This is a genomic window from Aliidongia sp., assembly GCF_035943795.1.
In the GTDB taxonomy this organism is placed as follows: domain Bacteria; phylum Pseudomonadota; class Alphaproteobacteria; order ATCC43930; family CGMCC-115725; genus Aliidongia.
Map to the genome: position 1 here is coordinate 26627 of NZ_DASZBY010000112.1, position 26230 is coordinate 52856.

General features: G+C 65.3%; 26 protein-coding genes and 1 pseudogene. 14 read left to right on the forward strand and 13 right to left on the reverse strand.

Annotated elements, in window-relative coordinates; translation table 11 throughout:
* Positions 1 to 94 precede the first annotated feature (94 nt).
* Together VGV37_RS21935 and VGV37_RS21940 are read left to right on the forward strand one after the other, a co-directional pair.
* Complete coding sequence (locus tag VGV37_RS21935) at positions 95 to 1075, forward strand: quinone oxidoreductase (RefSeq protein WP_326881898.1); 981 nt, start codon at positions 95 to 97, stop codon at positions 1073 to 1075.
* 3 nt (positions 1076 to 1078) lie between these two features.
* Positions 1079 to 1402, forward strand: coding sequence for a hypothetical protein (locus VGV37_RS21940; protein WP_326881899.1), 324 nt, complete (start codon positions 1079 to 1081; stop codon positions 1400 to 1402).
* Positions 1403 to 1447: 45 nt separating this feature from the next.
* Here the strand turns inward: VGV37_RS21940 and VGV37_RS21945 are convergent, their stop codons facing one another.
* On the reverse strand, positions 1448 to 2452 hold the full coding sequence (locus tag VGV37_RS21945) for an adenylate/guanylate cyclase domain-containing protein (protein WP_326881900.1): 1005 nt from the start codon (positions 2450 to 2452) through the stop codon (positions 1448 to 1450).
* A gap of 98 nt (positions 2453 to 2550) precedes the next feature.
* On the reverse strand, positions 2551 to 4521 hold the full coding sequence (locus VGV37_RS21950; RefSeq protein WP_326881901.1) for a S9 family peptidase: 1971 nt from the start codon (positions 4519 to 4521) through the stop codon (positions 2551 to 2553).
* Between the two features lie 208 nt (positions 4522 to 4729).
* Here VGV37_RS21950 and queC point away from each other — a divergent pair, with 208 nt between their 5' ends.
* The 3 genes from queC to VGV37_RS21965 all read left to right on the forward strand — a co-directional run bounded on the left by queC (position 4730) and on the right by VGV37_RS21965 (position 7840).
* Positions 4730 to 5419, forward strand: coding sequence for a 7-cyano-7-deazaguanine synthase QueC (gene queC, locus VGV37_RS21955; RefSeq protein ID WP_326881902.1), 690 nt, complete (start codon positions 4730 to 4732; stop codon positions 5417 to 5419).
* A 74-nt stretch (positions 5420 to 5493) separates the two neighbouring features.
* Positions 5494 to 6690: an acyl-CoA dehydrogenase family protein gene (locus tag VGV37_RS21960; RefSeq protein WP_326881903.1), complete on the forward strand. Its 1197-nt coding sequence runs from the start codon at positions 5494 to 5496 to the stop codon at positions 6688 to 6690.
* A 16-nt stretch (positions 6691 to 6706) separates the two neighbouring features.
* Positions 6707 to 7840 carry an acyl-CoA dehydrogenase family protein gene (locus VGV37_RS21965; RefSeq protein ID WP_326881904.1) on the forward strand — a complete coding sequence of 378 codons (1134 nt, stop codon included), beginning with the start codon at positions 6707 to 6709 and terminating at the stop codon, positions 7838 to 7840.
* Between the two features lie 55 nt (positions 7841 to 7895).
* Here the strand turns inward: VGV37_RS21965 and VGV37_RS21970 are convergent, their stop codons facing one another.
* Positions 7896 to 8870 (reverse strand): hypothetical protein, encoded by a 975-nt coding sequence (locus VGV37_RS21970; protein WP_326881905.1) that lies wholly within the window; start codon positions 8868 to 8870, stop codon positions 7896 to 7898.
* Between the two features lie 133 nt (positions 8871 to 9003).
* On the opposite strand from VGV37_RS21970, the gene VGV37_RS21975 reads away from it, so the two are divergent.
* Together VGV37_RS21975 and VGV37_RS21980 are read left to right on the forward strand one after the other, a co-directional pair.
* Positions 9004 to 10215, forward strand: coding sequence for a putative DNA modification/repair radical SAM protein (locus VGV37_RS21975; RefSeq protein ID WP_326881906.1), 1212 nt, complete (start codon positions 9004 to 9006; stop codon positions 10213 to 10215).
* Between the two features lie 13 nt (positions 10216 to 10228).
* On the forward strand, positions 10229 to 11650 hold the full coding sequence (locus VGV37_RS21980) for a UdgX family uracil-DNA binding protein (protein ID WP_326881907.1): 1422 nt from the start codon (positions 10229 to 10231) through the stop codon (positions 11648 to 11650).
* 63 nt (positions 11651 to 11713) lie between these two features.
* Here VGV37_RS21980 and VGV37_RS21985 read toward each other — a convergent pair whose 3' ends face one another.
* Positions 11714 to 12220, reverse strand: coding sequence for an RT0821/Lpp0805 family surface protein (locus VGV37_RS21985; protein WP_326881908.1), 507 nt, complete (start codon positions 12218 to 12220; stop codon positions 11714 to 11716).
* A gap of 264 nt (positions 12221 to 12484) precedes the next feature.
* Between VGV37_RS21985 and VGV37_RS21990 the strand changes: the two genes are divergently transcribed.
* The gene (locus tag VGV37_RS21990) at positions 12485 to 12886 is read left to right on the forward strand and encodes a DUF983 domain-containing protein (protein ID WP_326881909.1); all 402 of its coding nucleotides are present in this window, start codon (positions 12485 to 12487) and stop codon (positions 12884 to 12886) included.
* 120 nt (positions 12887 to 13006) lie between these two features.
* Here VGV37_RS21990 and VGV37_RS21995 read toward each other — a convergent pair whose 3' ends face one another.
* Complete coding sequence (locus tag VGV37_RS21995; RefSeq protein ID WP_326881910.1) at positions 13007 to 13963, reverse strand: bifunctional riboflavin kinase/FAD synthetase; 957 nt, start codon at positions 13961 to 13963, stop codon at positions 13007 to 13009.
* 120 nt (positions 13964 to 14083) lie between these two features.
* On the opposite strand from VGV37_RS21995, the gene VGV37_RS22000 reads away from it, so the two are divergent.
* A complete protein-coding gene (locus tag VGV37_RS22000) occupies positions 14084 to 15133 on the forward strand; it encodes an aromatic ring-hydroxylating dioxygenase subunit alpha (RefSeq protein ID WP_326881911.1) in 1050 nt (349 codons plus the stop codon).
* Positions 15134 to 15139: 6 nt separating this feature from the next.
* Here the strand turns inward: VGV37_RS22000 and VGV37_RS22005 are convergent, their stop codons facing one another.
* On the reverse strand, positions 15140 to 15652 hold the full coding sequence (locus VGV37_RS22005; RefSeq protein ID WP_326881912.1) for a DUF6675 family protein: 513 nt from the start codon (positions 15650 to 15652) through the stop codon (positions 15140 to 15142).
* A 506-nt stretch (positions 15653 to 16158) separates the two neighbouring features.
* On the opposite strand from VGV37_RS22005, the gene VGV37_RS22010 reads away from it, so the two are divergent.
* The 3 genes from VGV37_RS22010 to VGV37_RS22020 are packed head-to-tail and all read left to right on the forward strand — an operon-like array spanning position 16159 to position 18054.
* The gene (locus VGV37_RS22010) at positions 16159 to 16770 is read left to right on the forward strand and encodes a sugar isomerase (protein ID WP_326881913.1); all 612 of its coding nucleotides are present in this window, start codon (positions 16159 to 16161) and stop codon (positions 16768 to 16770) included.
* Between the two features lie 10 nt (positions 16771 to 16780).
* The gene (locus tag VGV37_RS22015) at positions 16781 to 17347 is read left to right on the forward strand and encodes an HAD-IIIA family hydrolase (protein WP_326881914.1); all 567 of its coding nucleotides are present in this window, start codon (positions 16781 to 16783) and stop codon (positions 17345 to 17347) included.
* Entirely contained in the window at positions 17344 to 18054 is a 711-nt protein-coding gene (locus VGV37_RS22020; protein ID WP_326881915.1) for a transaldolase, read from the forward strand. The genes VGV37_RS22015 and VGV37_RS22020 overlap by 4 nt, the downstream gene beginning before the upstream one ends.
* 22 nt (positions 18055 to 18076) lie before the next feature.
* On the opposite strand, the gene VGV37_RS22025 is transcribed toward VGV37_RS22020, so the two are convergent.
* From VGV37_RS22025 to VGV37_RS22045, 5 genes are all read right to left on the reverse strand, one after another.
* The gene (locus VGV37_RS22025) at positions 18077 to 19024 is read right to left on the reverse strand and encodes a branched-chain amino acid ABC transporter permease (protein ID WP_326881923.1); all 948 of its coding nucleotides are present in this window, start codon (positions 19022 to 19024) and stop codon (positions 18077 to 18079) included.
* Positions 19025 to 19074: 50 nt separating this feature from the next.
* Positions 19075 to 19962, reverse strand: a complete 888-nt coding sequence (locus VGV37_RS22030; protein ID WP_414638063.1) for a branched-chain amino acid ABC transporter permease — start codon at positions 19960 to 19962, stop codon at positions 19075 to 19077.
* A gap of 82 nt (positions 19963 to 20044) precedes the next feature.
* Positions 20045 to 21253 carry an ABC transporter substrate-binding protein gene (locus tag VGV37_RS22035; protein WP_326881916.1) on the reverse strand — a complete coding sequence of 403 codons (1209 nt, stop codon included), beginning with the start codon at positions 21251 to 21253 and terminating at the stop codon, positions 20045 to 20047.
* A 61-nt stretch (positions 21254 to 21314) separates the two neighbouring features.
* Positions 21315 to 22037, reverse strand: coding sequence for an ABC transporter ATP-binding protein (locus VGV37_RS22040; protein WP_326881917.1), 723 nt, complete (start codon positions 22035 to 22037; stop codon positions 21315 to 21317).
* On the reverse strand, positions 22030 to 22782 hold the full coding sequence (locus tag VGV37_RS22045; protein ID WP_326881918.1) for an ABC transporter ATP-binding protein: 753 nt from the start codon (positions 22780 to 22782) through the stop codon (positions 22030 to 22032). The genes VGV37_RS22040 and VGV37_RS22045 overlap by 8 nt, the downstream gene beginning before the upstream one ends.
* Positions 22783 to 23018: 236 nt before the next feature.
* Here VGV37_RS22045 and hisI point away from each other — a divergent pair, with 236 nt between their 5' ends.
* Together hisI and VGV37_RS22055 are read left to right on the forward strand one after the other, a co-directional pair.
* A complete protein-coding gene (gene hisI, locus VGV37_RS22050) occupies positions 23019 to 23432 on the forward strand; it encodes a phosphoribosyl-AMP cyclohydrolase (RefSeq protein ID WP_326881919.1) in 414 nt (137 codons plus the stop codon).
* 19 nt (positions 23433 to 23451) lie between these two features.
* Positions 23452 to 24939 carry a M81 family metallopeptidase gene (locus tag VGV37_RS22055; protein WP_326881920.1) on the forward strand — a complete coding sequence of 496 codons (1488 nt, stop codon included), beginning with the start codon at positions 23452 to 23454 and terminating at the stop codon, positions 24937 to 24939.
* A 6-nt stretch (positions 24940 to 24945) separates the two neighbouring features.
* On the opposite strand, the gene VGV37_RS22060 is transcribed toward VGV37_RS22055, so the two are convergent.
* Together VGV37_RS22060 and VGV37_RS22065 are read right to left on the reverse strand one after the other, a co-directional pair.
* A complete protein-coding gene (locus VGV37_RS22060; protein WP_326881921.1) occupies positions 24946 to 25437 on the reverse strand; it encodes a hypothetical protein in 492 nt (163 codons plus the stop codon).
* 174 nt (positions 25438 to 25611) lie between these two features.
* A pseudogene (locus tag VGV37_RS22065) lies at positions 25612 to 26230 on the reverse strand (hypothetical protein); the annotation flags it as partial.

Sequence of the window (26230 nt, forward strand, 5' to 3'; positions counted from 1 at the left end):
GACGGACTGCCGGCAATCGTCCCGCGCTATCCGGCATCGCTGCCATGGGGTATGGCTTGCATCGGATTGGAAAGGCACGAGGACGAGGCCCATCATGACGAAGGCACGCGCGGTCGTTCTGCACCGGTTCGGCGCACCGGAAGTGATGCAGATCGAAACCTACGATCTGGCCGCCCCCGGCGTCGGCGAAGTGTTGATGAGCCAGAGCGCCGTCGGCTTCAACTACATCGACATCTACCAGCGCAGCGGCGTCTATCCCCTGCCCACGCCGACCGGTCTCGGCCATGAAGCGGCGGGCGTGGTCGAGGCGGTCGGCCCCGGCGTCGATAGCATCAGGCCCGGGGACCGGGTCGCCTACATGAATGCGGGCCTCGGCGCCTATACCGACAAGCGGATCGTGCCGGCCGCGAAGCTGGTCAAGATCCCTCCGGCGGTGAGCGACGAGGCGGCGGCAGCCCTGCTGTTCAAGGGCATGACCGCACAATACCTGCTGCGCAAGACCCATGTCGTGCAGCCGGGCGAGATGATCATCGTCCATGCGGCCGCGGGCGGCGTCGGCCAGATCCTGTCCAGCTGGGGCAAGGCGCTGGGCGCCTTCGTCGTCGGCACGGCCGGTTCGCCGGAGAAATGCGACGTCGCCCGCACGGCGGGCTGCGACATCGCCATCGATTATTCCAAGCCGGACTGGGTCGAGGCCCTGCTGGAGGCGACGAGCGGCCGCAAGGCCCGCGTCGTCTATGATTCCGTCGGCAAGACCACGTTCCTGCAGTCGCTCGACCTGGCCGTTCCGTTCGGTCTGGTCGTCAGCTACGGGGCCGCCTCAGGTTCGGCCCCCGAGATCACGATGGATCTGCTGAACAAGAAGGGCTGCCTCTACGTCACCCGGCCGTCCGTGTTCCCGCACAATGCCGATCCGGCGATCTTCCGCGCCAATGCGGCGGAGCTGTTTGCCGCGATCGCGTCCGGCGCGGTCAGGGTCGACATCGGCGCCCGGTTCGAACTGGCGGATATCGCCGAGGCGCACCGCGCCGCGGAGGCGCGGGCGACCACGGGCGCGATCCTGATCACGCCATAGACCATGACCCGAAACGTCCTGTTCATCTGCGGCAAGAACCGCCGCCGCAGCCCGACGGCCGAGCAGATCTTCGCCGACCATCCCGGCATCGAGGTCTCATCGGCCGGCGTCAGCGCCGATGCCGACGTCCTCGTGACGCCGGAATTGCTCGAATGGGCCCATCTGATCTTCGTCATGGAACGGACGCATCGCAGCAAGCTGACGGCACGGTTCAAATCGAACCTGCGCGACACGAAAATCGTCTGCCTCGATATTCCTGACCGATACGCGTTCATGGACCCGGAACTGGTCACTCAGCTCCGCGCCAAGGTCGGACGACACCTCTGATCCAGTTCGACCGGCGCCCTCGCCGATCGACGATCGGCACGATCGTCAGCCGGGTCGGATGTGGCGCACCCAGATCCCGATGGGCGTCGAGATGCCTTTGACCAGTTCCCGGCCGATCATCTCGACCTCCGCACGGCTTGCGAGCGCCTCGACGATCGTGGCGGAAAGGACGCAGGAAACCTGGTGCTGCTTGGCGACCTGCTCCATGCGCGCGGCGATGTTGATCGCATCACCGAAGATGCCGATCGACCGCTTGGTGTCGCCCCGCTCGCTCACCACCACGTCGCCGCCATGGACGCCGATGCGGAACACCGGAAAGGCGCCGAACTGCGTTTCATAGGCCGGGCGCTCGCGCGCCACCGCGGCGAAGGTGGCGTCTATCGCCTGCAGGATCAGGTCGTTCCTGAGCGCATCGGTCCAGCGCCAGGAAGCAATGAGCCCGTCGCCCGTGTAGTCGTAGATGTCGCCGCCATGATCGGTGATCGGCTTCGAGACGTCGAACAGGAATTTGCTGACGAATTCGCGCACGCCGAAGGCGCCCAGCTGCTCGCCGAGCGCGGTCGAGCCCTGGAGGTCGAGGAACAGCAGCACGCGCTTTTCCAGCACCGGCCGGTGATAGGTGCCGAGCGCCAGATCCAACAGCGTCCTGATCCCGATGAAATGGGCGACGCGGATCAGCAGGATGCCCACGACCGAGAAGATGGCGAAGAACGACAGGCCCCAGGGCAGCCGGGCATAGACGGTCGGCAAGTCGTCGAGCCGCCCCAACAGGAGGTGGGAAACGTGGACGGCGACCAGATAGAGCACGACGACGACCGCGACATAGATCGGCAGGGTTCGCAGCGGCGGCAGGCTGCGCAGCCACCGACCGCGCCGTCCCTGCACGTAGAATTCCTCGAACACGCCGACGCCGAAGCCGATCATGACGGCGTTGGTGATCCCGAGTTCGACCGGCCGCCCGACCGCGAGCGTCGTCACGCCGGCGAACAGCGCGAAGACGATCATCGCCAGCAGGATCGAGGCGAGCTTTCGACGAGTCGTGATGGACACGCCCAACAATCGGCTCCCTCGCTGGTGATCGGCTTGCAATCAGGCGCGGGGCGCGCCGGAAACCGCCCCGCCCCGCTCCCGACCTCTCGGCGGAGGCGTCAGTTCTTCAGCGTCGCCAGCACGTCCTGGCCGGGCGCCACGCGGCCGCCCAGGTGCTGCCCGAAGAATTGCTCCATCGCGCGATAGAAATCGAAGCGATTTTCCTCGTTGTGGAAGCCGTGGCCCTCGTTGTCCTTGACCATGTAAGGCACGTCCACGCCACGGGCGCGCAGCGCCTTCACCATCTGGTCGGACTCGTTCTTGTTGACGCGCGGGTCGTGCAGCCCTTGTGCGACCAGCAGCGGCGTCTTGATCTTGTCGGCGCTGTTGATCGGGGATTCGGCTTCGAGCTTGGCCTTTTGTGCCGGGTCTTCCGGATTGCCGACCATCTCGTAGAGCATCTTGCGACCCTGCTCCCAGTACGGCGGCATGGTGCTCATGAAAGTCAGCAGGTTGGCGACGCCGACATAATCGACCGCGGCGGCATAGAGGTCGGGCGTGAAGGCGACGCCGGCGAGCGTCGCGTAGCCGCCGTAGGACCCGCCATAGATGCCGAGCCGTTTCGGATCGGCGATGCCGCGCTTCACCATGTCGTTGGCGCCGTCGGTCAGGTCGTCCTGCATCGACCGGCCCCACTGGCCGAAACTCGCCTCCCAGAACTTGCGGCCATAGCCGGTCGAGCCGCGGTAATTGACCTGCAGCACGGCATAGCCGCGGTTGGCGAGGAACTGCACTTCCGGATCGAAGCCCCAGCTGTCGCGCACCCAGGGGCCGCCATGGGGATTGACGATCAGCGGCAGGTTCCGGGTCTCGACCCCGGTCGGAACCGTCAGGTAGCCATGAATGGTCAGGCCGTCGCGTGCCTGGTAGGTCACCGGCGTCATCTCGGCCATTTGCTTCGGATCGATCCAGGGCGTCACCGACGCCAGATGGTCGAGCTTCCTGGTCGTGCCGTCATAGAAATAATAGTCGCCCCGGGTACGGTCGCCCCAGGTCTTGACCAGCCAGACCTTCTCGTCGAGATCGGTGCCGGCGACCGAGACGTTGACGCCGGGCAGCTTCGCCTCCAGATCGTGCTGCAGCGCCTCGCGCGTCGGATCGAAGAACACGTAATGCTGCTTGTCGGTCTCGTAGACCGCGCCGGTCAGCTTGTGCCGCGCCTCCGACGAGATCGCCCCGTCGATGTCGACCTCCGGGTTCTCGTAGATGACCCGGAGTTCCTTGCCGGTCGCCGGATCGAGCTCGACCAGCGCCTGCTTGTCGCGCCCGATATTCGAGGTCGCGATCAGGTTCTTGTCGTCGAAGCTGAACAGCTGCGGATTGACCGATTCCCGGAAGTTGGTCGTGATCACCGTCTTGAATTTCGACTTGGCGTCCGGGCGATAGAGGATCTTGGCATTGACGCCGTCGGTCACGGTCTCGATGCGGATGACGCCCTGATGATCGGTGACATAGCCCGACACGTCGCCCGGATTGCGGATCAGCAGGGTCGATTTGCCGGTCTCGACATCGACGCGGAACACGTCGAACACCTTGGCGTCGCGATGGTTATGCTCGATCAGGATATGGCGCGGGTCCTTGCGCGGCACGTCGACTACGTCGGCGCGGACCTTGTCCCATGGCGTCAGGTTGATGATGCCGGTGCCGTCGCGCTTGATCGAGAACAGCTTGAAATTCTCGTCGCCCGAAAGGTCCTGGGAATAGACGATGCGGTCGTCGGTCGTCCAGGTGAACGAGCGGATGTCGCGCGTCTCGTCCTTGGTGATGCGCACCGGTTCGCCACCGGCGACCGGCTTGACCCAGACGTTCAGCCGATTGTTCCACGGCGCCAGATAGGCCAGATACTCGCCATGGGGCGACAGCTGGTAGCCGGCCGATTCCGGGTTCTTGAAGAAATCCTTCACGTCGATCAGCGGCGGCAGATCGACCTTGGCCGACGCTTGCGGCGGCGGGCTCGGCGCCTCGGCGCAGGCGGCGAGCAAAGTCGCCAGGGATACGCCCAGAGCCGTGAGACGAAGCGATTGATGCACGTATGTTCTCCTGGTGACCCCGACGGCGCCCTTTGGCGGAAGGAAGCTAGCCGCGACGCGGCCGGGAGCAAGTTAAATCGCCGTTAGGTGGCTCGCCCGGCCCCTTCGCGCCCGATGCGTGCGGGCAAAATGGCCGACCGGCTTGCCGCTCGCCTCGCGAGCCCTTAGAGACTGAGCCATCGCCGATCGTCAGAGGGAGACCGCCACCATGAAGAATGCCATCGTCCTGGTCAGCGGCGGCCTCGATTCCACCACGGTGGCGGCGATCGCCCAGGCAGAAGGGTTCGAGGTCCATGCCCTGTCGTTCGATTATGGCCAGCGCCATCGCATCGAACTGGATGCGGCGCGGCGCGTGGTGGCCACACTTGGGATCAGGCATCACGCCGTAACGGCGATCGACCTCCGGCAATTCGGCGGCTCGGCCCTGACCGCGGACATCGCCGTGCCCAAGGACCGCGATCTGTCGGCACCCGATACGGAAATCCCCGTGACCTATGTCCCGGCGCGCAACACGATCTTCCTGTCTTTCGCGCTGGCCTATGCCGAGGTCGTGGGATCCCAGGACATCTTCATCGGGGTGAACGCGCTCGATTATTCGGGCTATCCCGACTGCCGGCCGGAATTCACCGCCGCGTTCGAGACGCTGGCGAATCTCGCGACCAGGGCCGGCGTGGAAGGCAAGCAGCGGCTCAAGATCCATGCGCCGCTCATGGCGCTCGACAAGGCGGCGATCATCCGGCGCGGCACGGCGCTCGGCGTCGATTACGGCCAGACGCTCAGCTGCTACGATCCGGCGCCGCCGAACGTGGCGTGCGGCACCTGCGATTCCTGCCAGCTGCGCGCCAAGGGCTTCGCCGAGGCCGGTATTCCCGATCCGACGGTCTATCGCCGGACTTGACGGCTCGCCGGCTTGGCGACAGGTTCTACCAAACGAACGTTTGAATCAAAGCGTCAGGCGGGGAGCAACGGCCGATGGATCTCAGATATTCCGAGGAAGAGCGCGCGTTCGCCGACGAGGTGCGCGCCTTCGTCAAGGCCGAGCTGGATCCGGCGGTGCGCGACCGGGTACTGCATCACAAGCGCCTGGGCAAGGAAGATTACCTGAGCTGGCACCGCAAGCTCGCGGGCCGCGGCTGGGTCGCGCCCAACTGGCCGGTGGCCAACGGCGGCTGTGGCTGGAACGCGGTCAGGCGCTTCATCCATGAAGAGGTGATGGCCGAGGAAGGCGCCCCGCCGATCGTCGCCTTCGGCATCAACATGATCGGGCCGGTGCTGATCGCGTTCGGCAGCGACGCGCAGAAGCAGCATTATCTGCCGCGCATCCTGTCGGGCGAAGATTGGTGGTGCCAGGGCTTCTCCGAGCCCGGTTCCGGCTCCGATCTCGCGTCGCTTCGCACCAAGGCGACGCTCGACGGCGACCATTGGGTAGTGAACGGCCAGAAGACCTGGACCACGCTTGCCCAGCATGCCGACCTGATCTTCTGCCTGGTGCGCACGGACGCGACCGTGAAGAAGCAGGAGGGCATCTCGATGCTGCTGATCGACATGAACTCGCCCGGCATCACCGTGCGCCCGATCATCACGATCGACGGCGAACACGAGGTCAACGAGGTGTTCTTCGACGACGTGCGCGTGCCCCGGGAGAACATCGTGGGCGAGCCCGGCAAGGGCTGGACCTATGCCAAGTTCCTGCTGTCTCACGAACGCTCCGGCATCGCGCGGGTCGGCCAGGCCAAGCGCGAGATGCGCCGGCTGAAGGCGATCGCCACTTCCGAGCTGGTCGACGGCGTGCCGCTGATCGAGACCAAGGCGTTTCGCGAGAAGATCGCGGCGCTGGAGATCGAGCTGATGGCGCTCGAGATCACCAACCTGCGGATGATCGCCGCCGAGAAGAGCGGCCAGGCGCCGGGCGCCGAGGCGAACATGCTCAAGATCAAGGGCTCCGAGGTGCAGCAGGGCCTGACCGAGCTGATGATGGAAGCGGTCGGTCCCTACGCCCTGCCCTTCGATCCGGACGCGCTCGAGCCCGGCTGGAACGGCGAGCCGATCGGCCCCGACTATGCGGCCCCGCTGGCAGGGACCTATTTCAATTATCGCAAGGTTTCGATCTATGGCGGATCGAACGAGATCCAGCGCAATATCCTGAGCAAGTCGCTCTTGGGTCTGTGAGAGGAGCGGCGGCACCATGGATTTCACCCTGTCCGAGACCCAGCGCATGCTGGCGGAGACGACCGACCGGCTGGTGCGCGAACGCTACGGCTTCGAAGATCGCAAGAAGATCATCGCCGGCCCCGACGGCTTTTCCCGGCCGATGTGGGCGACCTTCGCCGAACTGGGCCTGACGGGGCTCGGCATCGCCGAGGAGCATGACGGGCTGGGCGGCAGCATGGGCGACATCGCCGTCGTCGCCGAAGCCTTCGGGCGCGCGCTGGTCGTCGAACCCTATCTGCCGACGGTCGTGCTGGGCGCCGGGATTCTCGGCTTGGCCGGCAGCGACGCGCAGAAGGCCGAACTGCTGCCGCAGGTCGTCGCCGGCGGACTGTTCCTGGCGCTGGCCCATGGCGAGCCCAAGTCGCGCTATACCCTTGCCCATGTCGAGACCGAGGCCGTGGCCGAGGGCGACGACCATCTGTTGACCGGCGCCAAGGCGGTCGTGCTGGGCGGCGATGTCGCCGATCGGTTCCTGGTATCGGCGCGGACCTCCGGCGCCGCGAGCGATGTCGACGGCATCTCGCTGTTCCTGGTGCCGCGCGACGCCGCCGGCCTCGGCATCCGGGCCTATCCGAACATCGACGGCACCCGTGCCGCCGACCTGGTGCTGGACCGCGTCCGCGTGCCCGCCGCGGCCCGGATCGGCGAGATCGGCCAGGCACTGCCGACCGTGACCCACGCGGTCGATCGCGCCATCGCCTATCTGTGCGCCGAGGCGGTCGGTGCCATGCAGGCACTCAACGCGCTGACCCTCGACTATCTGAAGACCCGCACCCAGTTCGGCCAGCCGATCGGCGCGTTCCAGGTATTGCAGCACCGGATGGTCGACATGGAAGTGGCGCTGGAGCAGGCCCGCTCCCTGGCGATCCTGGCCTGCGAGCGGGCCGACGATCCGGACGTGTCCGAGCGTACGCGCGCGGTCTCCGCCGCCAAGGTGCAGATCGGCCGCTCCGGCCGGCTGATCGGCCAATCCTCGGTCCAGATGCACGGCGGCATCGGCATCACCGACGAATATGCCGGCGGCCATTATTTCAAACGCATCACCCTGATCGACCGCACGTTCGGCGACGCGGACCATCACTTGGCTCGGTTCGCTGCCGCGTCCTGAGGCGAGATGTCCCGGCAACATCTCGATAAATGGCCGGAACGTTTCGGATCGCGTTCTATTTCAGCGCCAGGGAGTCGGGTCCGATCGTCTCGACCCACTCCCGGACTCCAAGGATATCCGCCATGATTTTCTTTACCACGCGCCGGTTCAAGGCTCGGTAGGGCGGGTGCCAAACCTGAATGCCCTTGATGCCGCTGCTGAAAGTAGCGTCAGTCATGACTTCAGGCTGAACACCTTCCCGGCGAACAAAGCAAAAGACCTTCCATTCGGTCGAATTGACGCGATAGCAACCCTCGAAGCAGGCACCATCTTCTTCATCGCCCTGGATCGTATCGAAACTGATGTCGGCGTTGATCTGTTTGGCAAATGCACGGAGCATGATTCCGAATTCGCGCTTCGACCGGCGCACCCGAGGGCCGCCAAGCAAAGCCGCGAGGCGAGCCAACGATCCGCGCGACAATTTGGTTTTGATCGGCCACGCCGCTTTGCCGACGAATTCCAAGCGGCGAGATGCGAGGGGTAGCCCCAGCAACGTAAGCATCGTCCACGAAAGGGTGCTTTCTGCCGTGAAGCAGATCCCCGGCTCGGCAGCAGCTTGGCCGGTCTCGACTGAACCGAGCACACCAGTCACGGCCAACCCAAGCCCGGTGAGCCCGACACGAAGCGTCAGATCGGCTCGATCAATGGCATAAATTACCTTCGATCCGGCCAAATCCTCCGAAACGGCGAGCACGGCGACACGCCTACCGCTCAACGTAAGTCGCAGTTCGTCCCGGCAAGTCAAGAAGTCGCCGATCGATTCCAGAGAGAGACCTACGATCGACAAGCCGATGCCGAGCAGGGTCGACAATGATAGGCCGTTGTCATCGGGCTCTGAGGCGGCCACGGCCCGCAGGCCGATGCCAGGACGATCAAGCTGCCAACTAACCAAGTGATGATCGGGAATCGAGTACAAGCCAGAGACCGTGAGGCGCCCTTGGGCAATCGGTTTTCCTGACCGTCGCTCGATCAAAACATCGTCAATTTTCATCGATTTAAGAGAGCCAGGACTCTCACGTAGAAGTACCGGTGTCGGCACGACAGAATCCTAAGGCGAAAACGACCTTCGCGCAAACAACTTAATAGCCCCTTGCCATAGAACAAAAACAGAACAACTATGGTGCATGGACCTCAAACAGAAGCTCACCATCCTCGCCGACGCCGCCAAATATGATGCGTCCTGCGCGTCGAGCGGCACGCAGAAACGCGACTCGATCGGCGGCAAAGGCATTGGCTCGACCGAGGGGGCGATCTGTCATTCCTATGCGCCGGACGGGCGTTGCATCTCGCTGCTCAAGGTGCTGCTGACCAACGCCTGCGCGTTCGACTGCCTCTATTGCGTCAACCGCTCCTCCAGCAACGTGCCGCGCGCCCGTTTCAGCGTCGAGGAAGTCGTTCAGCTGACGCTCGATTTCTACCGGCGCAACTATATCGAAGGCTTGTTCCTGTCCTCGGGCATCATCCGCTCGCCGGACTACACCATGGAGCAGGTGGTCCGCGTCGCGCGCAGCCTGCGGCTCGACCATCATTTCCGGGGCTACATCCACCTGAAGACCATTCCCGATGCCAGCGACGAGCTGCTGGCCGAGGCGGGGCTCTACGCCGATCGGTTGTCGATCAACATCGAGCTGCCGTCCGAGGCGAGCCTGCAGCGGCTGGCGCCGGAAAAGGACGTGCGGGCGATCCGCCGCGCCATGGGCCGGATGCGCAGCCGGATCGACGAGGCGAAGGCGGAACGGCGCGCGCCGGCCTTCGCGCCCGCTGGCCAGAGCACGCAGATGATCGTCGGCGCCGACGGCATCGACGACCGGACGATCCTCGCCACCAGCGCCAATCTCTACGGCTCTTACCACCTGAAGCGCGTCTATTACTCTGCCTTCAGCCCGATCCCGGACGCGAGCCGGATCCTGCCGCCCCAGGCGCCGCCGCTGGTGCGCGAGCACCGGCTGTACCAGGCCGATTGGCTGATGCGCTTCTATGGCTTCGAGGCCGGGGAGATTATCGAGGGCGCCGACGGCCACCTGGCGCTCGACATGGACCCGAAGCTCGCCTGGGCGCTGCGTCATCGCGACCGCTTCCCGCTGGACGTCAATCGCGCCGACCGGAGTGAGCTGTTGCGCGTGCCCGGTCTCGGCAAGACGGCGGTCGACCGGATCCTGGCCGCCCGGCGCGTGCGGGCGGTGCGGGTCGGCGACCTTTCGCGCCTCCATGTCACGGTCGCGAAGGTGCTGCCGTTCCTGATTTTCCCGGATCATAGCCCGCACGGGCTGGTCGACCGGCTGGACCTGAAGACCCGGCTCGTCCCGCCGCCGCGCCAGCTCGCCCTGGCGCTTTAATCCGGTGCCGACGGTGGCGCTCGCTGGGGAAATCGATTTCGACGGCTGGCGCCGTGCCGCCCGCCAGCTGCTCGGTCGTGGCGTGCCACCGGGCGAGATCTTCTGGTCGACGGCAGCGGAGGACGACCTGTTCGGCGCGGGCAACCTGGTGCCGCCCGGCGGAGAATCGCCCTCGTTCACCGTGCCCCGCGCATTCGTCTCCTTGGCCGAGACCGCCCTGCTGCATCGCGATCCGGAGCGGTTCGCCCATCTCTATCGGCTGCTCTGGCGGCTGCGCGACGAACCACGCCTGCTCGAGGTCGCGATCGATCCGGATGTGGCGCAGGTCCAGGGTATGGCGAAATCGGTCCGCCGCGACATTCACAAGATGCGCGCGTTCGTGCGTTTCCGCCGGACGAAGCTCGACGAGGCCGACTGGTACGTCGCCTGGTTCGAACCCGAGCATCATATTTTGGAAGCCAACGCGCCGTTCTTCATGCGCCGCTTCACCGCCATGAACTGGTCGATCCTGACGCCCGAGGCGAGCGCCCATTGGGACGGCGCCGACCTCGCCATTGGCCCCGGCGCCCGCAAGGCCGACGCGCCGGGCGACGATGCTCTGGAGGATCTGTGGCGCGGCTATTACGCAAGCATCTTCAACCCGGCACGGCTGAAGATCGGCGCCATGCACGCCGAGATGCCGGTGAAATATTGGCGAAACCTGCCCGAGGCCTCGCTCATTCATCCCTTGATCGAACATGCCCAACGGAGGATGAACGAGATGGTGACGGATGGACCGACGGCGCCGAACGCGCGCCCGCATCATCCGCACCGCGCGGCCGAACCGCCGAAAGCCGAGGCAGGTTCGCTCGGCGCGTTACGCGCCGAAGCAGCGGGATGCCGGGCCTGCCCGCTCTGGGAACCGGCCACGCAGACCGTGTTCGGCGAAGGCCCGCCCGACGCGCCGGTGCTGTTCGTGGGCGAGCAGCCGGGCGACCAGGAGGACCTGGAAGGCCATCCCTTCGTCGGTCCGGCCGGCCGCCTGTTCGACCGCGCGCTCGCTGAGGCGGGCGTGGACCGCACCCATGCCTATGTGACGAATGCGGTGAAGCATTTCAAATTCGAACTGCGCGGCAAGCGCCGGATCCATCAGAAGCCGGGCGGCTCCGAGATCAAGGCGTGTCGGTTCTGGCTGGATCGGGAGATCGATCTGGTCCAGCCGCGCCTGATCGTGGCCCTGGGCGCTACGGCGGCGCAGTCATTGTTCGGCAAGGCGATGCCGGTCGGCAAGAGCCGCGGCCGGCTGCTCGACGCCGGACAGGGCCGCACCCAGGCCCTGATCACCGTCCATCCTTCGTACCTGCTGCGCCTGCCCGACGAAGCGGCGAAGGCCGAGGAATATGGCCGGTTCGTCGAGGACCTGCGCCTGACCCGCGGATTTTTCGAGGCGGCGTAGGTGCTGGAAGAAACGGGCAGCTCCGTCGCCGGAGCCGCCCGTTCGCTCGGCGGAGAAGTTGGCTCAGCTCTGCTGGATCTGCCAGGTGCCGTCGGGCTGACGGCATGCGGTGCCATAGGCTTGCTGGCTCTGGCCGCCGATCACGATGGTCTGCTGGAACTCGCGGCAGTAGTTGCCCGGCTGCGGCTGGTAGGTGCGCACCGGAACGATCGTGCCGTAATGGCCGCTATCCGGGTTCTGCCACTGGACCGGCTGGTTGGTCGGCGCGCTCTCGAGCGCGCTCTGGGTACTGCGGTCGAGTGCCGCCTGATCTGCGCGATCGAGCGAGGCGCCGACCGAGCCACCCAGCAGGCCGCCGAGCACGACGCCGAGCGCCGTCGTCGCGATCTTGCCGGAGCCATGGCCCAGTTGCGAGCCGGCCAGGCCGCCGAGGCCGGCGCCGACCAGCGCACCTCCGGTCGTCTTGTTCATGCCGACCTCACCCGGCGGTGCATAGCCCTGCTGGCTCGGCTGGGTGACACAGGCGGCGAGCGTCACCGCGCAGAGCGCGCTGATGAGAACCTTGCGCATATCCTCTTTCTCCAAAGTCATCGTCTGTGGTCGACGGGGCCAGTCAGCTTGGTCCCAGGGTGCGGGAAATTCGGACCGGATTATGGCCGCTTTACGGCATCCGTCAAAGAGAGGAGCGCGCCGCCTCCCCCCGCGCCCGGGTCACACCGGTCGACCGGCACGCATCTGCTGTGCGCAAACGCCACAGCCGCGTCCCTCGCATCCGCGGCCTGCGAGGTTTATTTCTCAGAGCCTGAGTGCCCCGTCCGGCCTGGAGCCGCTGTCATGACCTACATCGATACCGTGGTGCGCCCCAGCACGATGACCGCGGTGATGCGCGGCCTCCGCCGATCGTGCCCGCAATGCGGTCGCGGCCGCATGTTCAAGCCGGGCTGGCGCAACATCCTGAAGCTGGCCGACGCCTGCCCCCATTGCGGCGAGCATTTCGAAGGCATCCGGGCCGACGACGTGCCCGCCTATTTCACTATCCTGGTGGTCGGCCACATCGTCGTGCCGTTGATGCTGGTGGCCGAGCAACACGATATGTCGACCCCGCTCGCCATCAGCCTGTTCCTGCCGCTGACGCTCGCCCTGACCGCCCTTCTGCTGCCGACGTTCAAGGGCGCCATTGCCGCCCTCATGTGGTCGCTCGGCCTCGGCACCGCGACGCCCACGTCCGAGCTCTGACTCAGTAGCGAAATACGAGCAGGCGCATCTGCACGGCGTCGACCGCGAGCAACGAATTCAACCGAGACGAAAGGGCGATCTATCTCATCCTCAAAGCGGATCGTGGATGATCGCGGGGACTTATCGGCCTGCCGAAGGCGTTCTGCCGTGAAGGGCTCTCGCTTCGAGCGCATCGGCGGCGATCTGCTGCTTCAGCTCGTCGAAGCTGGCGAACTTCCGTTCGGGCCGGATGAAGTCGATGAGCGCCACGCGGATCTGGCTGCCGTAGAGATCGCCGGAAAAGTCGAGCAGATGGGCTTCCAAACGTAGATCCGTGCCGCCGACCGTCGGGCGCATGCCGATGTTGGCGACGCCGTCGATCCATTCGGCCGCGGCGTCGCGCTCGATCCCGACGCGCACCGCATAGACGCCGGCGGCGGGCCGCAGATAGTCCGCCAGCATCACGTTGGCCGTGGGAAAGCCGATGGTGCGGCCGCGCGCGTCGCCGTGCTCGACCCGCCCGTCGATCTCCCAGGCGCGGCCCAGCAGGCGGGCGGCATCGGTCGGGCGACCGGCGACCAGATGCTCGCGGATCCGGGTCGACGAGATGACTTCGGCGCCATCCTCGGCCACCGCCGCCACGACATCGACGCCGAAGCCGTGGCGCGCGCCCATGTCCTTCAGAAATGCGACCGTGCCGGCCCGGCCCCGGCCGAACACGAAATCATAGCCCACGACCACGTGGCGGACGGCAAGCGCGCCGGCCAGAATCTCCTCGACGAAATTCTCGGCCGTGCGCTGGGCGAATTCCTTGTCGAAATGCAGGCTGAACAGCAGGTCGGCGCCCAGCGCCTCGATCTCGCGCGCCTTGACGCGGAGCGGGGTCAGGCGGAACGGCGCATCGTCGGGCCGAAACACCTGACGCGGATGCGGCTCGAACGTCAGCACGCCATGGGGCGCGCCGAGCGAGCGCGCAATGGCGCCGGCCGCCGCGATCACCGTCTGGTGGCCGCGATGCACGCCGTCGAAATTGCCGAGGGCCAGCACGGCGCCGGTCGCGTCGGCTGGGAGGGGGGCATGATGCCGGAAAAGACGCATGGCCTAGAGGAGGTAGCCCGAAGCAGCGCCGTGATCAAGCCATTGGCCGCTTCCGTCGACGCACGCCTGCCTGTAGTGTCCGGCCGACGATCGTTTTCTTCATCATAACGAGTGAACCCCTTGGACGCTCAAAGCACGCCGCCGCTTCGTGACGCCTGGTACTACGCCCTGCCGAGCGAGCGACTGAAGAACGGCGACATGGTGCCGAAAACCCTGCTGGGCGAGCCGGTCGTGATCGGCCGCGACAAGGAGGGCCAGGTGTTCGCCCTGGTCGACATCTGCCCGCACCGTGGCATTCCCTTGCGGTTCGGCAAGTTCGACGGTTGCGAGATCGAATGCTGCTACCATGGCTGGCGCTTCGCGCCGTCGGGCGTCTGCACCGACATCCCGACCCTGGTCGACGAGCAGAAGCCGGAGCTGTCCAAGGTCAAGGTCCGCTCCTATCCGGTGCAGGAGGTCCAAGGCGGCATCTGGATCTTCTTCGGCGACAAGCCCGAATTCGCGCCGCCGGTGCCGGTGCTGCCCGAGCTCGAAGGCCAGACGCCGAAGATGATCGTCACCATGATGTTCGACGGCAGCATCGATCATTCGGTGGTGGGCCTGGTCGATCCGGCGCACGCGACCTTCATCCACAAGGCCTGGTTCTGGCGCTCGACCAAGTCGATCCGGAACAAGGCGAAGCAGTTCGCCCCCTCGCCGTTCGGCTTCACCATGGTGCGCCATCCGCCGTCGTCCAACTCGCGCGCCTACAAATTGTTGAACTTCCTGCTGGGCAAGCCGGAAGGCACCGAGATCGTGTTCCAGCTGCCGGGCGTGCGCTACGAGCACATCAAGGTCGGCGGCAGCGTCATGTGCCATCTGACGACCCTGACACCGATCAGCGAATTCGAGACCGAGATCAATCACTCGGTATTCTGGAACGCCAGGATCCTGACGATACTCCGGCCGCTGTTCTGGCCGTTCGTGCGCACGTTCCTGAAGCAGGATCGCGACGTCATCTCCCAGCAGCAACTGGGCCTGCAGCACAATCCGCAGCTTCTGCTGCTGGGCGATCCGGACGTGCAGGCGCGCTGGTATTTCCGCCTGAAGAACGAATTCGTCCGAGCGCAGGAAGAGAACCGGCCGTTCGAGAATCCGATCAAGCCGCGCACCCTGCAGTGGCGCAGCTGATCGGCCTTACTCCTCGATAGCCGCCGGCGGTTCCTGGTCGTCGGGAACGCCGGCGAAATGTCGATAGAGCGCCATCGCGCGATTCTCGAACGAGCCGATATGGGCGCCGAACACGCCGGTCATACCCAGATGGGTGCCGCCGACCGCCCAATATCCCCACTCGTCGCCGCCGAGCCGCTGAAAGAAATAGACCGAGCGCAGGTCGCCCGGCGCGAACAGCCGGAAGAACATGAAGTCGATGCCGCTGGCATTGGCGAGGTCGACCGAGAAGCCGTCGGGGCCGCTCGCCAGCACATGCAGGCGATACACGATGTCGCCGCTGCCGCGGTTCTCGCGCTGCCGGAAATAGAGATCCCGGCCGGGCTGCAATTCGGCCGGCGTGAAATCCGGGCGAACCTCTGGGTGATCGGGACCGGTGACCGCCTCCGACCGCTCGACCAGCACCTGCCAGCGCTCGTCACTGATCGACCAGTATTTGAGGCCGCTCATGCTCGAGACCCGGCCAAATTCCGCGAGCATGGCATCCACCCCGCCCGGATGGCGGAAACGACCAGCAATCGCCAACACGGTCGAAAAATCGAAGTTAGGCCAGCCGAGGCACGTCGGCGCCCGTGCCGCGCGGTCCAGCGTATCGGCGCGCCAGACCGCGATGGTCGGCCGCGCTCCGAGAGCCGGGAAAGCGGGCATCGCGGTGAGGCCGGTGCAGGGTGGGACGGGAACGCCCGCAGGCGATGCGATTGCCGACGGCAGAATTCCGGAAAGAAACATGAGGAAGACGACGGACGGACGAAGGCCAACCCGAAACATGAAGCGCTGCACTCCATCCGCGTGACGGACAGGCACGCCCATCACCTTGTATGCCTCGAACCCGATCGGGTCGAATCTAGTGTTCAAACAGGAACGTCAAGGACCGCGGGTCTCAATCGTTGATCGATTATAAACTATGGTATTCCATCTTTTCTCAGTCGGTTGCGACCGACGACCAAAAACGCCGTCCAACGGCGACCGCGATCTGGGGAACGCTCGTGTCGACATTTTCCGCAAAATTCATTCAGCAGACCCTCGATCTCGTGAGCCGGCTCGATCAGGCGGCCATGGAAGCGATCGTCGATGGTCTCGTGGCGGTCAAGGCACGGGGCGGTCGGCTGTTCATCATCGGTTCGGGCGGTGGCGCCGGCCACGCGTCGCATGCGGTGAATGATTTTCGCAAGATCGTCGGCATCGAAGCCTATTCGCCGACCGACAATGTGTCCGAACTGACCGCGCGCATCAACGACGACGGCTGGGAAACCGCCTATGCCAATACATTGAAGGCCAGTCGATTCAAGGCCGAGGACGCCATCCTGGTATTCTCGGTCGGCGGCGGCGATCTGGAGAAATCGGTCAGCGTCAATCTGGTGCGGTGCCTGCAAATGGCTAAAGAACTGGGCGCAGCGATCTTCGGCATCGTCGGTCGCGACGGCGGCTATACCAGGCAGGTCGCCGATGCCTGCGTCGTCGTCCCGATCATCGATGCCGACCTGGTGACGCCGCATACCGAAGGACTGCAGGCAGTCGTCTGGCATCTGCTGGTCTCTCACCCGAAATTGAAATCGGCCCAGACGAAATGGGAATCCGTCTCGGCTCCGGTGCCGTGAGCGAGCGGCCATGTTTCCTGTGACAAAACGACCGGCCGTGTTTCTGGATCGCGATGGTGTCCTGATCGCGACCGCCGTGCGCGATGGCCGCCCCTATGCGATCACGGAAAGCGAGCCAGCCGTCATCCTCGACGGGGTCAGACAGGCTTGCACCTCGTTGAAGAAGGCCGGCCTCCTGCTCGTCTTGGTCACCAACCAGCCTGATGTGGCGCGGGGCGAAACCAGCAGGAGCTTTGTCGAGCGCACCAATGCCGCCCTGCTGACGACGCTCGGCCTCGACGAGGCCCGTACCTGCTACCACGAGGATCGCGACGCCTGCGCTTGCCGCAAGCCGAAGCCCGGTCTCCTGACCGAAGCGGCAGCCATCCTGTCGATCGACCTGGAAAGCAGCTTCATGGTCGGCGACCGGTGGCGCGACGTCGAAGCCGGTCGCAGCGCCGGCTGCTGGACCGTCTTCATCGACCGCACCTATCACGAGCGTCGGCCCGAAGCGCCCGACCACGTCGCTTCAGATCTCCACGCAGCCGTTTCCTGGATCCTCGCCACAGCACGACAGCATGAAGGGTTCTCGCCATGAGCACGGTGCCGAACATCAAGATCTTCGCCGATGGCGCCGACAAGGCGGACATCCTGCGGCTCCATGCCGACCCGGGCATCAGCGGTTTCACCACGAACCCGACCTTGATGCGCAAGGCCGGCATCGTCGATTACGAAGCCTTCGCCAAAGATATCCTGACCCATGTCACAGACCGGCCGATCTCGTTCGAGGTCTTCTCCGACGACATGCCTGAAATGGAGCGGCAGGCGCAGAAGATCGCCGGCTGGGGTGCCAACGTCTATGTGAAGATCCCGGTGACGAACACGCTGGGGCAACCGACCTACGAACTACAGCGCCGCCTGGCCGCGCGGAAGGTCCAGTTGAACGTGACGGCGCTCATGACGCTCGACCAGGTTCGCCGGGTGAGCGACGCGCTGGAAGATCACGCCCCCAGCAACATCTCGGTATTCGCCGGCCGCATCGCCGATACCGGGATCGATCCGCTGCCCGTCATGGCCGAAGCCGTCGAGATCGTGCGCCGGTTTCCCCGGCAGGAACTGATCTGGGCCAGCCCTCGCGAACTCCTGAACATCTTCCACGCCGCCAGCATCGGCTGCCACATCATCACCGTGACCGCCGACGTGCTGAAGAAGCTGGCCCTGGTCGGCAAGGATCTCCAGGAGTACTCGCTGGAAACCGTCAAGATGTTTCGGGAGGACGCGGTGGCAGCCGGGTTCAAGCTCTAACGAGGGCGGCCGACGACCCGTTTCAATGCCCGCCGCCGCCGCCACGCTGGCGCTCGCCCTTGGCGCGGCGGATCAGTTCGCCGATCTCGCCGACGACGCCCTTGCGGAAGGTCAGCACGCAGACCACGAAGATCAGGCCCTGGATCACGGTGACCCAGGAGCCGAACTGCGCCAGGTAATTCTCCATGGTCACGAGGATGAAGGCGCCGACCAGCGGGCCGAAGATGGTGCCGACGCCGCCGACCAGCGTCATCAGCACGACCTGGCCCGACATGCGCCAATCCACGTCGGTCAACGACGCCAGTTGGAACACCAGCGCCTTGGTCGAGCCCGCGAGGCCGGCGAGGCCGGCCGACAAGGTGAAGGCCAGCAGCTTGTAGTGGTCGACCCGGTAGCCCAGAGAAATGGCGCGCGGCTCGTTCTCGCGGATCGCCTTCAGGACCTGGCCGAAGGGCGAATGGACCGTCCGGTAGATCAGCCAGAAGGCCAGCACGACGATCGCCAGCACGAAATAATACATGGTGAACGTATCGGACAGGTCGAACAGCCCCAGGAACTTGCCGCGCGGCACGGCCTGGATGCCGTCCTCGCCGTGGGTGAACTTCGCTTCGAGCGCCACGAAATACAGCATCTGGGCTAGCGCCAAGGTCACCATGGCAAAGTAGATGCCCTGGCGCCGGATGGCGAGCCAGCCGAAGCAGAGCCCCAGCACGGCCGCGAACGCGGTGCCGGCGATCAGGCCCAGTTCGGGCGGCCAGCCCATGACCTTGACGACATGGGCCGTGACATAGGCCGCACCCCCGAAGAACGCAGCATGGCCAAACGACAGCAGGCCGCCGTAGCCCAACAGCAGGTTGAAGGCCGAGGCGAACAGCGCGAAGCACAGCGCCTTCATCAGGAAGATCGGGTAGAGGCCGAACGGGGCGGCAATGGCCAGCACCAGCAGGGCCACGACGCCCAGCCGAACCATGTTGTTGCTTCCGGGCGCGGCAGCAGCCGATTGAATGTTCACGCTGGCCATCATGCCGCCTTCCCGAACAGGCCGGCCGGCTTGACCAGCAGCACGATCGCCATGACGACGAAGATCACCGTGTTGGACGCCTCCGGATAGAACACTTTGGTCATGCCCTCGATGAGGCCGAGGCCGAAGCCGCTGACCACGGCGCCGACGATCGATCCCATGCCGCCGATCACGACGACCGCGAACACGACGATGATGATGTCGGAGCCCATGAGCGGGCTCACGTGATAGATCGGCGCCGCCAGCACGCCGGCCATCGCGGCGAGTGCCACGCCGAAGCCGTAGGTCAGCGTGATCATGCGCGGCACGTTGATGCCGAAGGCCTGGACCAGCTTGGGATTCTCAGTCGCGGCCCGCAGATAAGAGCCGAGCTTGGTCCGTTCGATCGCGAACCAGGTGCCGAAGCAGATGATGAGCGAGGCCACGACGACCCAGCCGCGGTAGATCGGCAGGAACATGAAGCCCAGATTGAAGCCGCCCTTCAGCAGGTCCGGCACCGCGTCATAGGCCTGGCCCGAAACGCCGTAATAGTTCCGGAACAGCCCCTCTATGATCAGCGCCATGCCGAACGTGAGCAGCAGGCCGTAGAGGTGATCGAGCTTGTAGATCCTGTGCAGAAACGCCTTTTCCAGGAGCACGCCGAACGCGCCCACCAGAAGCGGGCTCAGGATCAACGCCGGCCAGTAGCCGATGCCCAGATATTCCAGCATCAGCCAGGCCACGAACGCGCCCATCATGTAGAGCGCGCCATGGGCAAAGTTGATGATGTTCAGCAGGCCGAAGATGACGGCGAGCCCAAGGCTGAGCATGGCGTAAAAGGCGCCGTTGATCAGGCCCAGCAGCAATTGGCCGAACAGCACCTGCGGCGGAATGCCCAGCAATGGAATCACGTACATGGATCGAACGTCCTACCTCGACGACCAGAAGCGAGGCACGGTCCCGCAGCAAGCGCGGGACCGCGCCGGTTGATCAACCCTTCTTGAGCAGGGGGCATGCGCTCTCTTCGACCGGCCGCGTCACCTCGGCGGCCGGGATCTGACGAATGAGCTTGTAATAATCCCACGGCGCCTTCGATTCTTCAGGCTTCTTGACCTCGAACAGGTACATGTCGCGCACGACCTTGCCGTCTTCGCGCACCTTGCCGTCCTTGGTCATGAAGTCGTTGACCGGATTGGCGCGCATCGCCGCCATCACCTTGTCGGCATCGGTCGAGCCGGCCGACTTCACCGCTTCCAGGTAATGCTTGGCGGCCCCATAGAGGCCGGCCTGCACCATCGTCGGCTCCTTCTTGTTGCGCTCGAAATAGCGCTTCGAGAAGGCGCGGGTCTGATCGTTCAGGTCCCAGTAGAAAGACGCGGTCAGTTCCAGGCCCTGGGCGGTCTTCAGCCCGAGCGAATTGACGTCCGACAGGAAGACCAGCAGGCCGGCGAGCTTCTGGCCGCCCGAGCTGATGCCGAACTCGGACGCCTGCTTGATCGAGGTGATGGTATCGCCACCGGCATTGGCGAGGCCGATGATCTTGGCCTTCGAGGCCTGGGCCTGCAGCAGGAAGGACGAAAAGTCGGGCGATGCCAGCGGGGTGCGGACTTCGCCCAGCACCTTGCCGCCGTTCGCGGTCACGACCGCCGCGGTATCTCGCTCTAGCGCCTGGCCGAACGCATAGTCGGCGGTCAGGAAGAACCAGCTGTCGCCGCCGGACTTGGTGACGGCGGCGCCGGTGCCCTTGGCCAGGCCATAGGTGTCATAGGTCCAGTGGACGCCGACCGGCGAGCACTTGGCCCCCGTCAGGTCCGAGGCGGCCGGGCCGGAGAAGATGACGATCTTGTGCTTCTCGCGCGCCACTTCCTGGACTGCGAGCGCCACGCCGGAATTCGGCACGTCGAAGATCGCGTCGACATGGTCCTGGTCGTACCATTGGCGCGCGATCGAGGTGCCGATGTCGGGCTTGTTCTGATGATCGGCCGAAACGATCTCGATCTTGTTGCCGTTGATGGCGCCGCCGGCATCCTCGACCGCCATGCGGACCGCATCGACGCCACCCGGCCCCGAGAGGTCGGTGTAGACGCCGGACTGGTCGTTCAGCACGCCCAGCTTGATGGTCTCGGCCGAAGCCGGCATGGCGAAGCCCGATGCGAGCGCGGTCGCCGCGAGCAATGCCGAAATTCCTTGAAGACGCATGCCTGTTTCTCCCCTTTGACGGCTATTTTCTGCTATGGACCGGCGCCCCGTGACGCCTCGGTCAGACGCCCAGATATGTATGCAGCTTGTCCGCGTTGGCGGCGATTTCGCTGTTCTTGATCATATCGATGACGGTGCCGTGCTCGACCACGTAATGACGGTCGGCGACGGTCGAGGCGAAGCGGAAATTCTGCTCGACCAGCAGAATGGTGAACCCTTTGGCCTTCAGGGTCCGGATCACCTCGCCGATGCGCTGGACGATGACGGGGGCCAGACCCTCGCTCGGCTCGTCGAACAGCAGGAGGCTGGCGCCCGTGCGCAGGATCCTGCCGATCGCCAGCATCTGCTGCTCGCCGCCCGACAGCTTGGTGCCAGGGCTCCGGCGCCGTTCCAGAAGGTTCGGGAAGATCTCGTAGATTTCCGGCACCGTCATGCCGCCCGGTCGGACGATCGGCGGCAGCGTCAGGTTTTCCTCGACCGACAGGCTGGCGAAGATGCCCCGCTCTTCCGGGCAATAGGCGATGCCGTGCTTGGCGATCTTGTTGGACGCCAGGCCGCACATCTCGTGGCCCTCGAACTGGATCGAGCCTTGGGCGCGGCCCAGCATGCCCATGATCCCGCGCAGGGTCGTGGTCTTGCCGGCCCCGTTGCGCCCGAGCAGGGTCACGACCTCGCCCTGGCGGATCTCGAAATTCATGCCGTGCAGAATGTGCGACTCGCCGTACCAGCCATGCAGGTCGGCAACCTTGAGCAGCGTCGTCGTCGCGGCGGATGCGTCAGGCATGCCCCGTCCCCACATAGGCTTCGATCACGGCGGGATTGGCCGATACCTCGGCATAGACGCCTTCGGCCAGGATCTCGCCACGCGCCAGCACCGTGATGCGGTCCGACAGGTCGGCCACGACCGACAGGTTATGCTCGACCATCAGGACCGTACGATTTTGGGCGACGCTCTTGATCAGCGCCGAAATGCGGCCGATGTCCTCGGTACCGAGGCCAGCCATAGGCTCGTCGAGCAGCAGCATCTCGGGATCGAGCGCCAGAGTTGTCGCGATTTCGAGCGCGCGCTTGCGACCATAGGCGAGTTCGCCCGCATCATGCTTGATGAACTCTTCCAGCCCGACGGCACAGACCAGTTCCTCGGCCCGCTCGTTCAGCCGATCGAGCACCGACTGATTGCGCCAGAAGTGAAAGGAATTACCGAGCGGGCGCTGCAGCGCCACGCGCACGTTCTCGCGCACACTCAGGTTCGGAAAGACGGCCGAGATCTGGAACGAACGGACCATGCCGCGCCGCGCGACATCGGCCGGCTTGACCCAGGTGACGTCCTCACCCTTGAAAGTGATGGTGCCCTTGGTCGGCCTCAGGAATTTGGTGAGCAGGTTGAAGACCGTGGTCTTGCCGGCACCGTTCGGTCCGATCAGCGCATGGATCGTGCCGCGGCGCACCTGGAGGTTCACGCTTTTGACGGCGGTGAATCCCAAGAAGTCCTTGGTCAGCCCCTGAGTCTCTAGGATGTAGTCGCTCACGCCTCCGGCGCCCTCCCCGAAAATACCCGGTTGAACTGTTTTATTGTTCTATTGTTGCCCAGCCGAACCGCCAGCGGAAGCTATCGAAACGCGTCGGCGAACACAAGCCTGCCGCACTGCCGCAAGAATGAATGCCGCAGCGCGACATGGAATGGCCGCCGCGACGCCGCAGCCCTTGCGTTCGCCATCCCGGGACGTTCAACTGTCGGCTCACCCGATCTGAGGATTTCCGCGGCATGAACCCGCCTGCCCCACCTGTTTCCGCCGCCGGCCTGATGGGCGAAATTTCGTTCGACGCGGCCGGCCTCGTGCCCGTCATCGCCCAGCAGCATGACACCGGCGAGATCCTGATGATGGCCTGGATGAACCGGGACGCCGTCGTCGAAACTCTGGAGACCGGGCGCGTCTGCTATTGGTCGCGCTCGCGCGCCGCGCTCTGGCGCAAGGGCGAGACCTCGGGCCAGGTCCAGCGCCTCGTCGAGCTGCGCCTGGATTGCGACGGCGATACCATGCTGGCATTGGTCGATCAGACCGGTGTCGCCTGCCATACCGGCCGCCGCTCCTGTTTTTACCGGGCGGCCCGCGACGGTGATTGGCAGGTCATCGCCGCCGTGGAAAAGTCGCCGGACGAATTGTACGGCGAGCGATAACACCCGGAGGATCCTGCCCATGCGCCTGCTGATCGCGATGATGAAGCATGAAACCAACAGTTTCTCGCCGATCGCGACGCCCTGGCAGCGCTTCGTCGATTGGGGAGCCTTCCATGACGCCGAGGTCGTGAAGGCCTATCGCGGCACGGCCATGCCGATCGGTGCCTATATCGAACTCGCCGAATCGGCCGGTGCGGACATCGTCAGCCCGATCGCAGCCGAAGCCATGCCGAGCGGGATCGTCTCGGCTGACGCCTATCGGCGTCTGACCGATCCGATCCTGGAGGCGGTCGCCCGCGGCGGGATCGACGGGGCCATGCTCGACCTGCACGGCGCGATGGTCGCCGAAGGCACGCCGGACGGCGAAGGCACGCTGCTGGAGCGGATTCGCGCCCTGGCGCCGGCCCTGCCGATCGCCGTCACCTGCGACCTGCACGCCAACCTGACCCGCAAGATGGTCGAGAACTGCACCGCGCTCATCGGCTACAAGACTTACCCCCACGTCGACATGCATGTCGTCGGCCGGCAGGTCGGGCGCATCCTGCTGGACGCGCTGGCCGGCAAGGTCGCGCCGGTCATGGCCTGGGGCAACCGGCCGATCCTGGCCCAGACCCTGCGCATGGGCACCGACGACGAGCCGATGAAAGGCCTGGTCGAGGCCGCGCGCTCGGCCGAGACAGGACCGATCCTGGCCGCGACCGTGTTCGGCGGCTTCCCGCTCGCCGATATGCCCGACGCCGGCCTGTCGGCGGTCGTCGTGGCCGATGGCGATGCTGATGCCGCCGCCGAAACCCGCGACCGGCTGCTCGACCAGGCCTGGCGGCAGAAAGAGGAGTTCATCTATCGCCACGAACCTCTCGTCGAAGCGATCGGGCGCGCGAGAAGGATCGACGTCGGCCCGGTGCTACTGCTCGACCATGCCGACAATTGCGGCTCCGGCGGCACCCAGGATGTCATGACCGTGATCGCCGAAGTCCTGCGCCAGGATCTGCCGGACGTCGCGGTCGCGGCCGTGTGGGACCCGGCCGCGGTCGAAGAAATGGCGCAGGCCGGCGTCGGCAGCACCGTGACGCTGGCGCTGGGCGGCAAGACCGACATGCCGTCGATCGGCCTTGACGGCGCACCGCTGACGGTCACCGGCAAGGTCAAGCTGGTGTCGGACGGCGAATGGATCTGCCGGGGCCCGATGTATACCGGCGTCACGGTGATGATGGGCAAGACCGCGGTGCTGCAGATCGGTTCGGTCGAGATCGTCGTCGTCTCGCGCCACCACGAGCCCTGGGACCTGGGGGTCTTCACGTCGGTCGGCATCGATCCGCGGGCCAAGCGCTATCTGGTGCTGAAATCGCGCATTCACTACCGCGCCGGCTTCGCGCCGATCGGCACTGCGACCGTTACCTGCGACGGCGACGGGGTCACTACGTCCAACAATGATCTGCTGCAGTTCGAACGGTTGCGCCGGCCGGTCTATCCGCTCGACCGGCCGAACGAGTGGCCGGGCCTGTAGCGCCGATCAGGGCTCGACCGGACAGCTGAGCGTGGCCTTGACGTTTTCCAGCATCAACGCGTCCAGGCTTCGGGTCGTGCAGGAGGCGTTGTAGGCCGCCGTACTGGCATTGTAGCGGGCGACGAGCTGCTGCAGGCGCGGCGTCAGTTCATAGTAGAATTCCGCCATGGTCTTCTCGCGCGCCTCGACCAGGCGGCGATAGGCCTCGACCTGGTCCGGCTGGTTCACGTCGACGTTCGCCTTGCTGTCGGCCATCTGCTTGTCGAGGGCCGCGAGCCGGTCCTGGACTTCCTGATGGCGGGCGGTTTCGGCCGCGACGCGGGCGCCGAGAATATCCACGCTTTGATGGGCACACAGGCAATAGCGGATCTCGTCCGGTGCCGTGATGGTTCCGGCGCCCGGCATCGGCGTCTGCAGCGGCGCGCCGACCTGGGCGAGTGCGGGACCGGCAGCGAGGGCCGACAGGGCGGCGGCAAATAGAATGGCAGAACGGGCCATGAGCTTGATTCCTCCAACGAGCAGGGCGGCGGTGAAACCGGCCACCTTCCCTGTAGGAACGCCCGAAGCGGGAAACCATTGCACAGGGGCTTCGCCCCGCGACATCCGGCCCGAACGAAGAAAGGGCCCCCGAGACCGGGAGCCCTTCCTGGGTCGTCGCCTGGGCGTCGCTCGTTAGCGGAGCAGCGTCAGGATCGAGGAGTTCTGCGTACCGGTGACCGACAGCGACTGGATGCCGATCTGCTGACGCAGCGTCAGAGCCTGGGAATTCGCCGCCTCGAGGTTCAAGTCGGCAAGGGTCAGCTTGTCGCCGCCGCCCGAGAGCGTGGACGAATAGCTGGCACTGAAGTTCGACCGTGCCTGGAGGATGTTGACGTTCGTGCCCAGCGCCGCCGTCAGGGCGTTGTTCTGGCTGATCGCCGCATCGAGACGATTGTCGCTGGCGGTGAAGATGGCTTCCGCCTGCGAGACCGTGATGGTGCCGGACTGGCTGGTGAGATTGAGCGACGAGAAGCCCGTGATCGTGCCGGCGCCGTTCGCCGACGAGGCGATGACGTTCGAGAAGTTGAGCGTGCCATCGGACTTGAAGGCGATGGTCGCGGCCGTGAACAGCGAGTTGCCGTTGCCCGCGACCGTCGAAGTGTAGGAGAAGCCATTGATGGTGAAGGTCGCCGCCGTCCGCTCGGAGAACTGCGTGGTCAGCGTCGTGGAAGTCTTGGTCAGCAGGTTGAGGCCCTGGTACGAGGCGTCCTTGACCAGCTGGGCCAACTGCTTGGCGATGTTCTTGAACTGA

Coding starts and splice junctions, on each gene's coding strand:
- VGV37_RS21935 (WP_326881898.1), top strand. CDS start 95: ATGACGAAGGCACGCGCGGTCGTTCTGCACCGGTTCGGCGCACCGGAA.
- VGV37_RS21940 (WP_326881899.1), top strand. CDS start 1,079: ATGACCCGAAACGTCCTGTTCATCTGCGGCAAGAACCGCCGCCGCAGC.
- queC (WP_326881902.1), top strand. CDS start 4,730: ATGAAGAATGCCATCGTCCTGGTCAGCGGCGGCCTCGATTCCACCACG.
- VGV37_RS21960 (WP_326881903.1), top strand. CDS start 5,494: ATGGATCTCAGATATTCCGAGGAAGAGCGCGCGTTCGCCGACGAGGTG.
- VGV37_RS21965 (WP_326881904.1), top strand. CDS start 6,707: ATGGATTTCACCCTGTCCGAGACCCAGCGCATGCTGGCGGAGACGACC.
- VGV37_RS21970 (WP_326881905.1), bottom strand. CDS start 8,870: ATGAAAATTGACGATGTTTTGATCGAGCGACGGTCAGGAAAACCGATT.
- VGV37_RS21975 (WP_326881906.1), top strand. CDS start 9,004: ATGGACCTCAAACAGAAGCTCACCATCCTCGCCGACGCCGCCAAATAT.
- VGV37_RS21985 (WP_326881908.1), bottom strand. CDS start 12,220: ATGCGCAAGGTTCTCATCAGCGCGCTCTGCGCGGTGACGCTCGCCGCC.
- VGV37_RS21990 (WP_326881909.1), top strand. CDS start 12,485: ATGACCTACATCGATACCGTGGTGCGCCCCAGCACGATGACCGCGGTG.
- VGV37_RS21995 (WP_326881910.1), bottom strand. CDS start 13,963: ATGCGTCTTTTCCGGCATCATGCCCCCCTCCCAGCCGACGCGACCGGC.
- VGV37_RS22005 (WP_326881912.1), bottom strand. CDS start 15,652: ATGCTCGCGGAATTTGGCCGGGTCTCGAGCATGAGCGGCCTCAAATAC.
- VGV37_RS22015 (WP_326881914.1), top strand. CDS start 16,781: ATGTTTCCTGTGACAAAACGACCGGCCGTGTTTCTGGATCGCGATGGT.
- VGV37_RS22020 (WP_326881915.1), top strand. CDS start 17,344: ATGAGCACGGTGCCGAACATCAAGATCTTCGCCGATGGCGCCGACAAG.
- VGV37_RS22025 (WP_326881923.1), bottom strand. CDS start 19,024: ATGGTTCGGCTGGGCGTCGTGGCCCTGCTGGTGCTGGCCATTGCCGCC.
- VGV37_RS22035 (WP_326881916.1), bottom strand. CDS start 21,253: ATGCGTCTTCAAGGAATTTCGGCATTGCTCGCGGCGACCGCGCTCGCA.
- VGV37_RS22040 (WP_326881917.1), bottom strand. CDS start 22,037: ATGCCTGACGCATCCGCCGCGACGACGACGCTGCTCAAGGTTGCCGAC.
- hisI (WP_326881919.1), top strand. CDS start 23,019: ATGAACCCGCCTGCCCCACCTGTTTCCGCCGCCGGCCTGATGGGCGAA.
- VGV37_RS22055 (WP_326881920.1), top strand. CDS start 23,452: ATGCGCCTGCTGATCGCGATGATGAAGCATGAAACCAACAGTTTCTCG.
- VGV37_RS22060 (WP_326881921.1), bottom strand. CDS start 25,437: ATGGCCCGTTCTGCCATTCTATTTGCCGCCGCCCTGTCGGCCCTCGCT.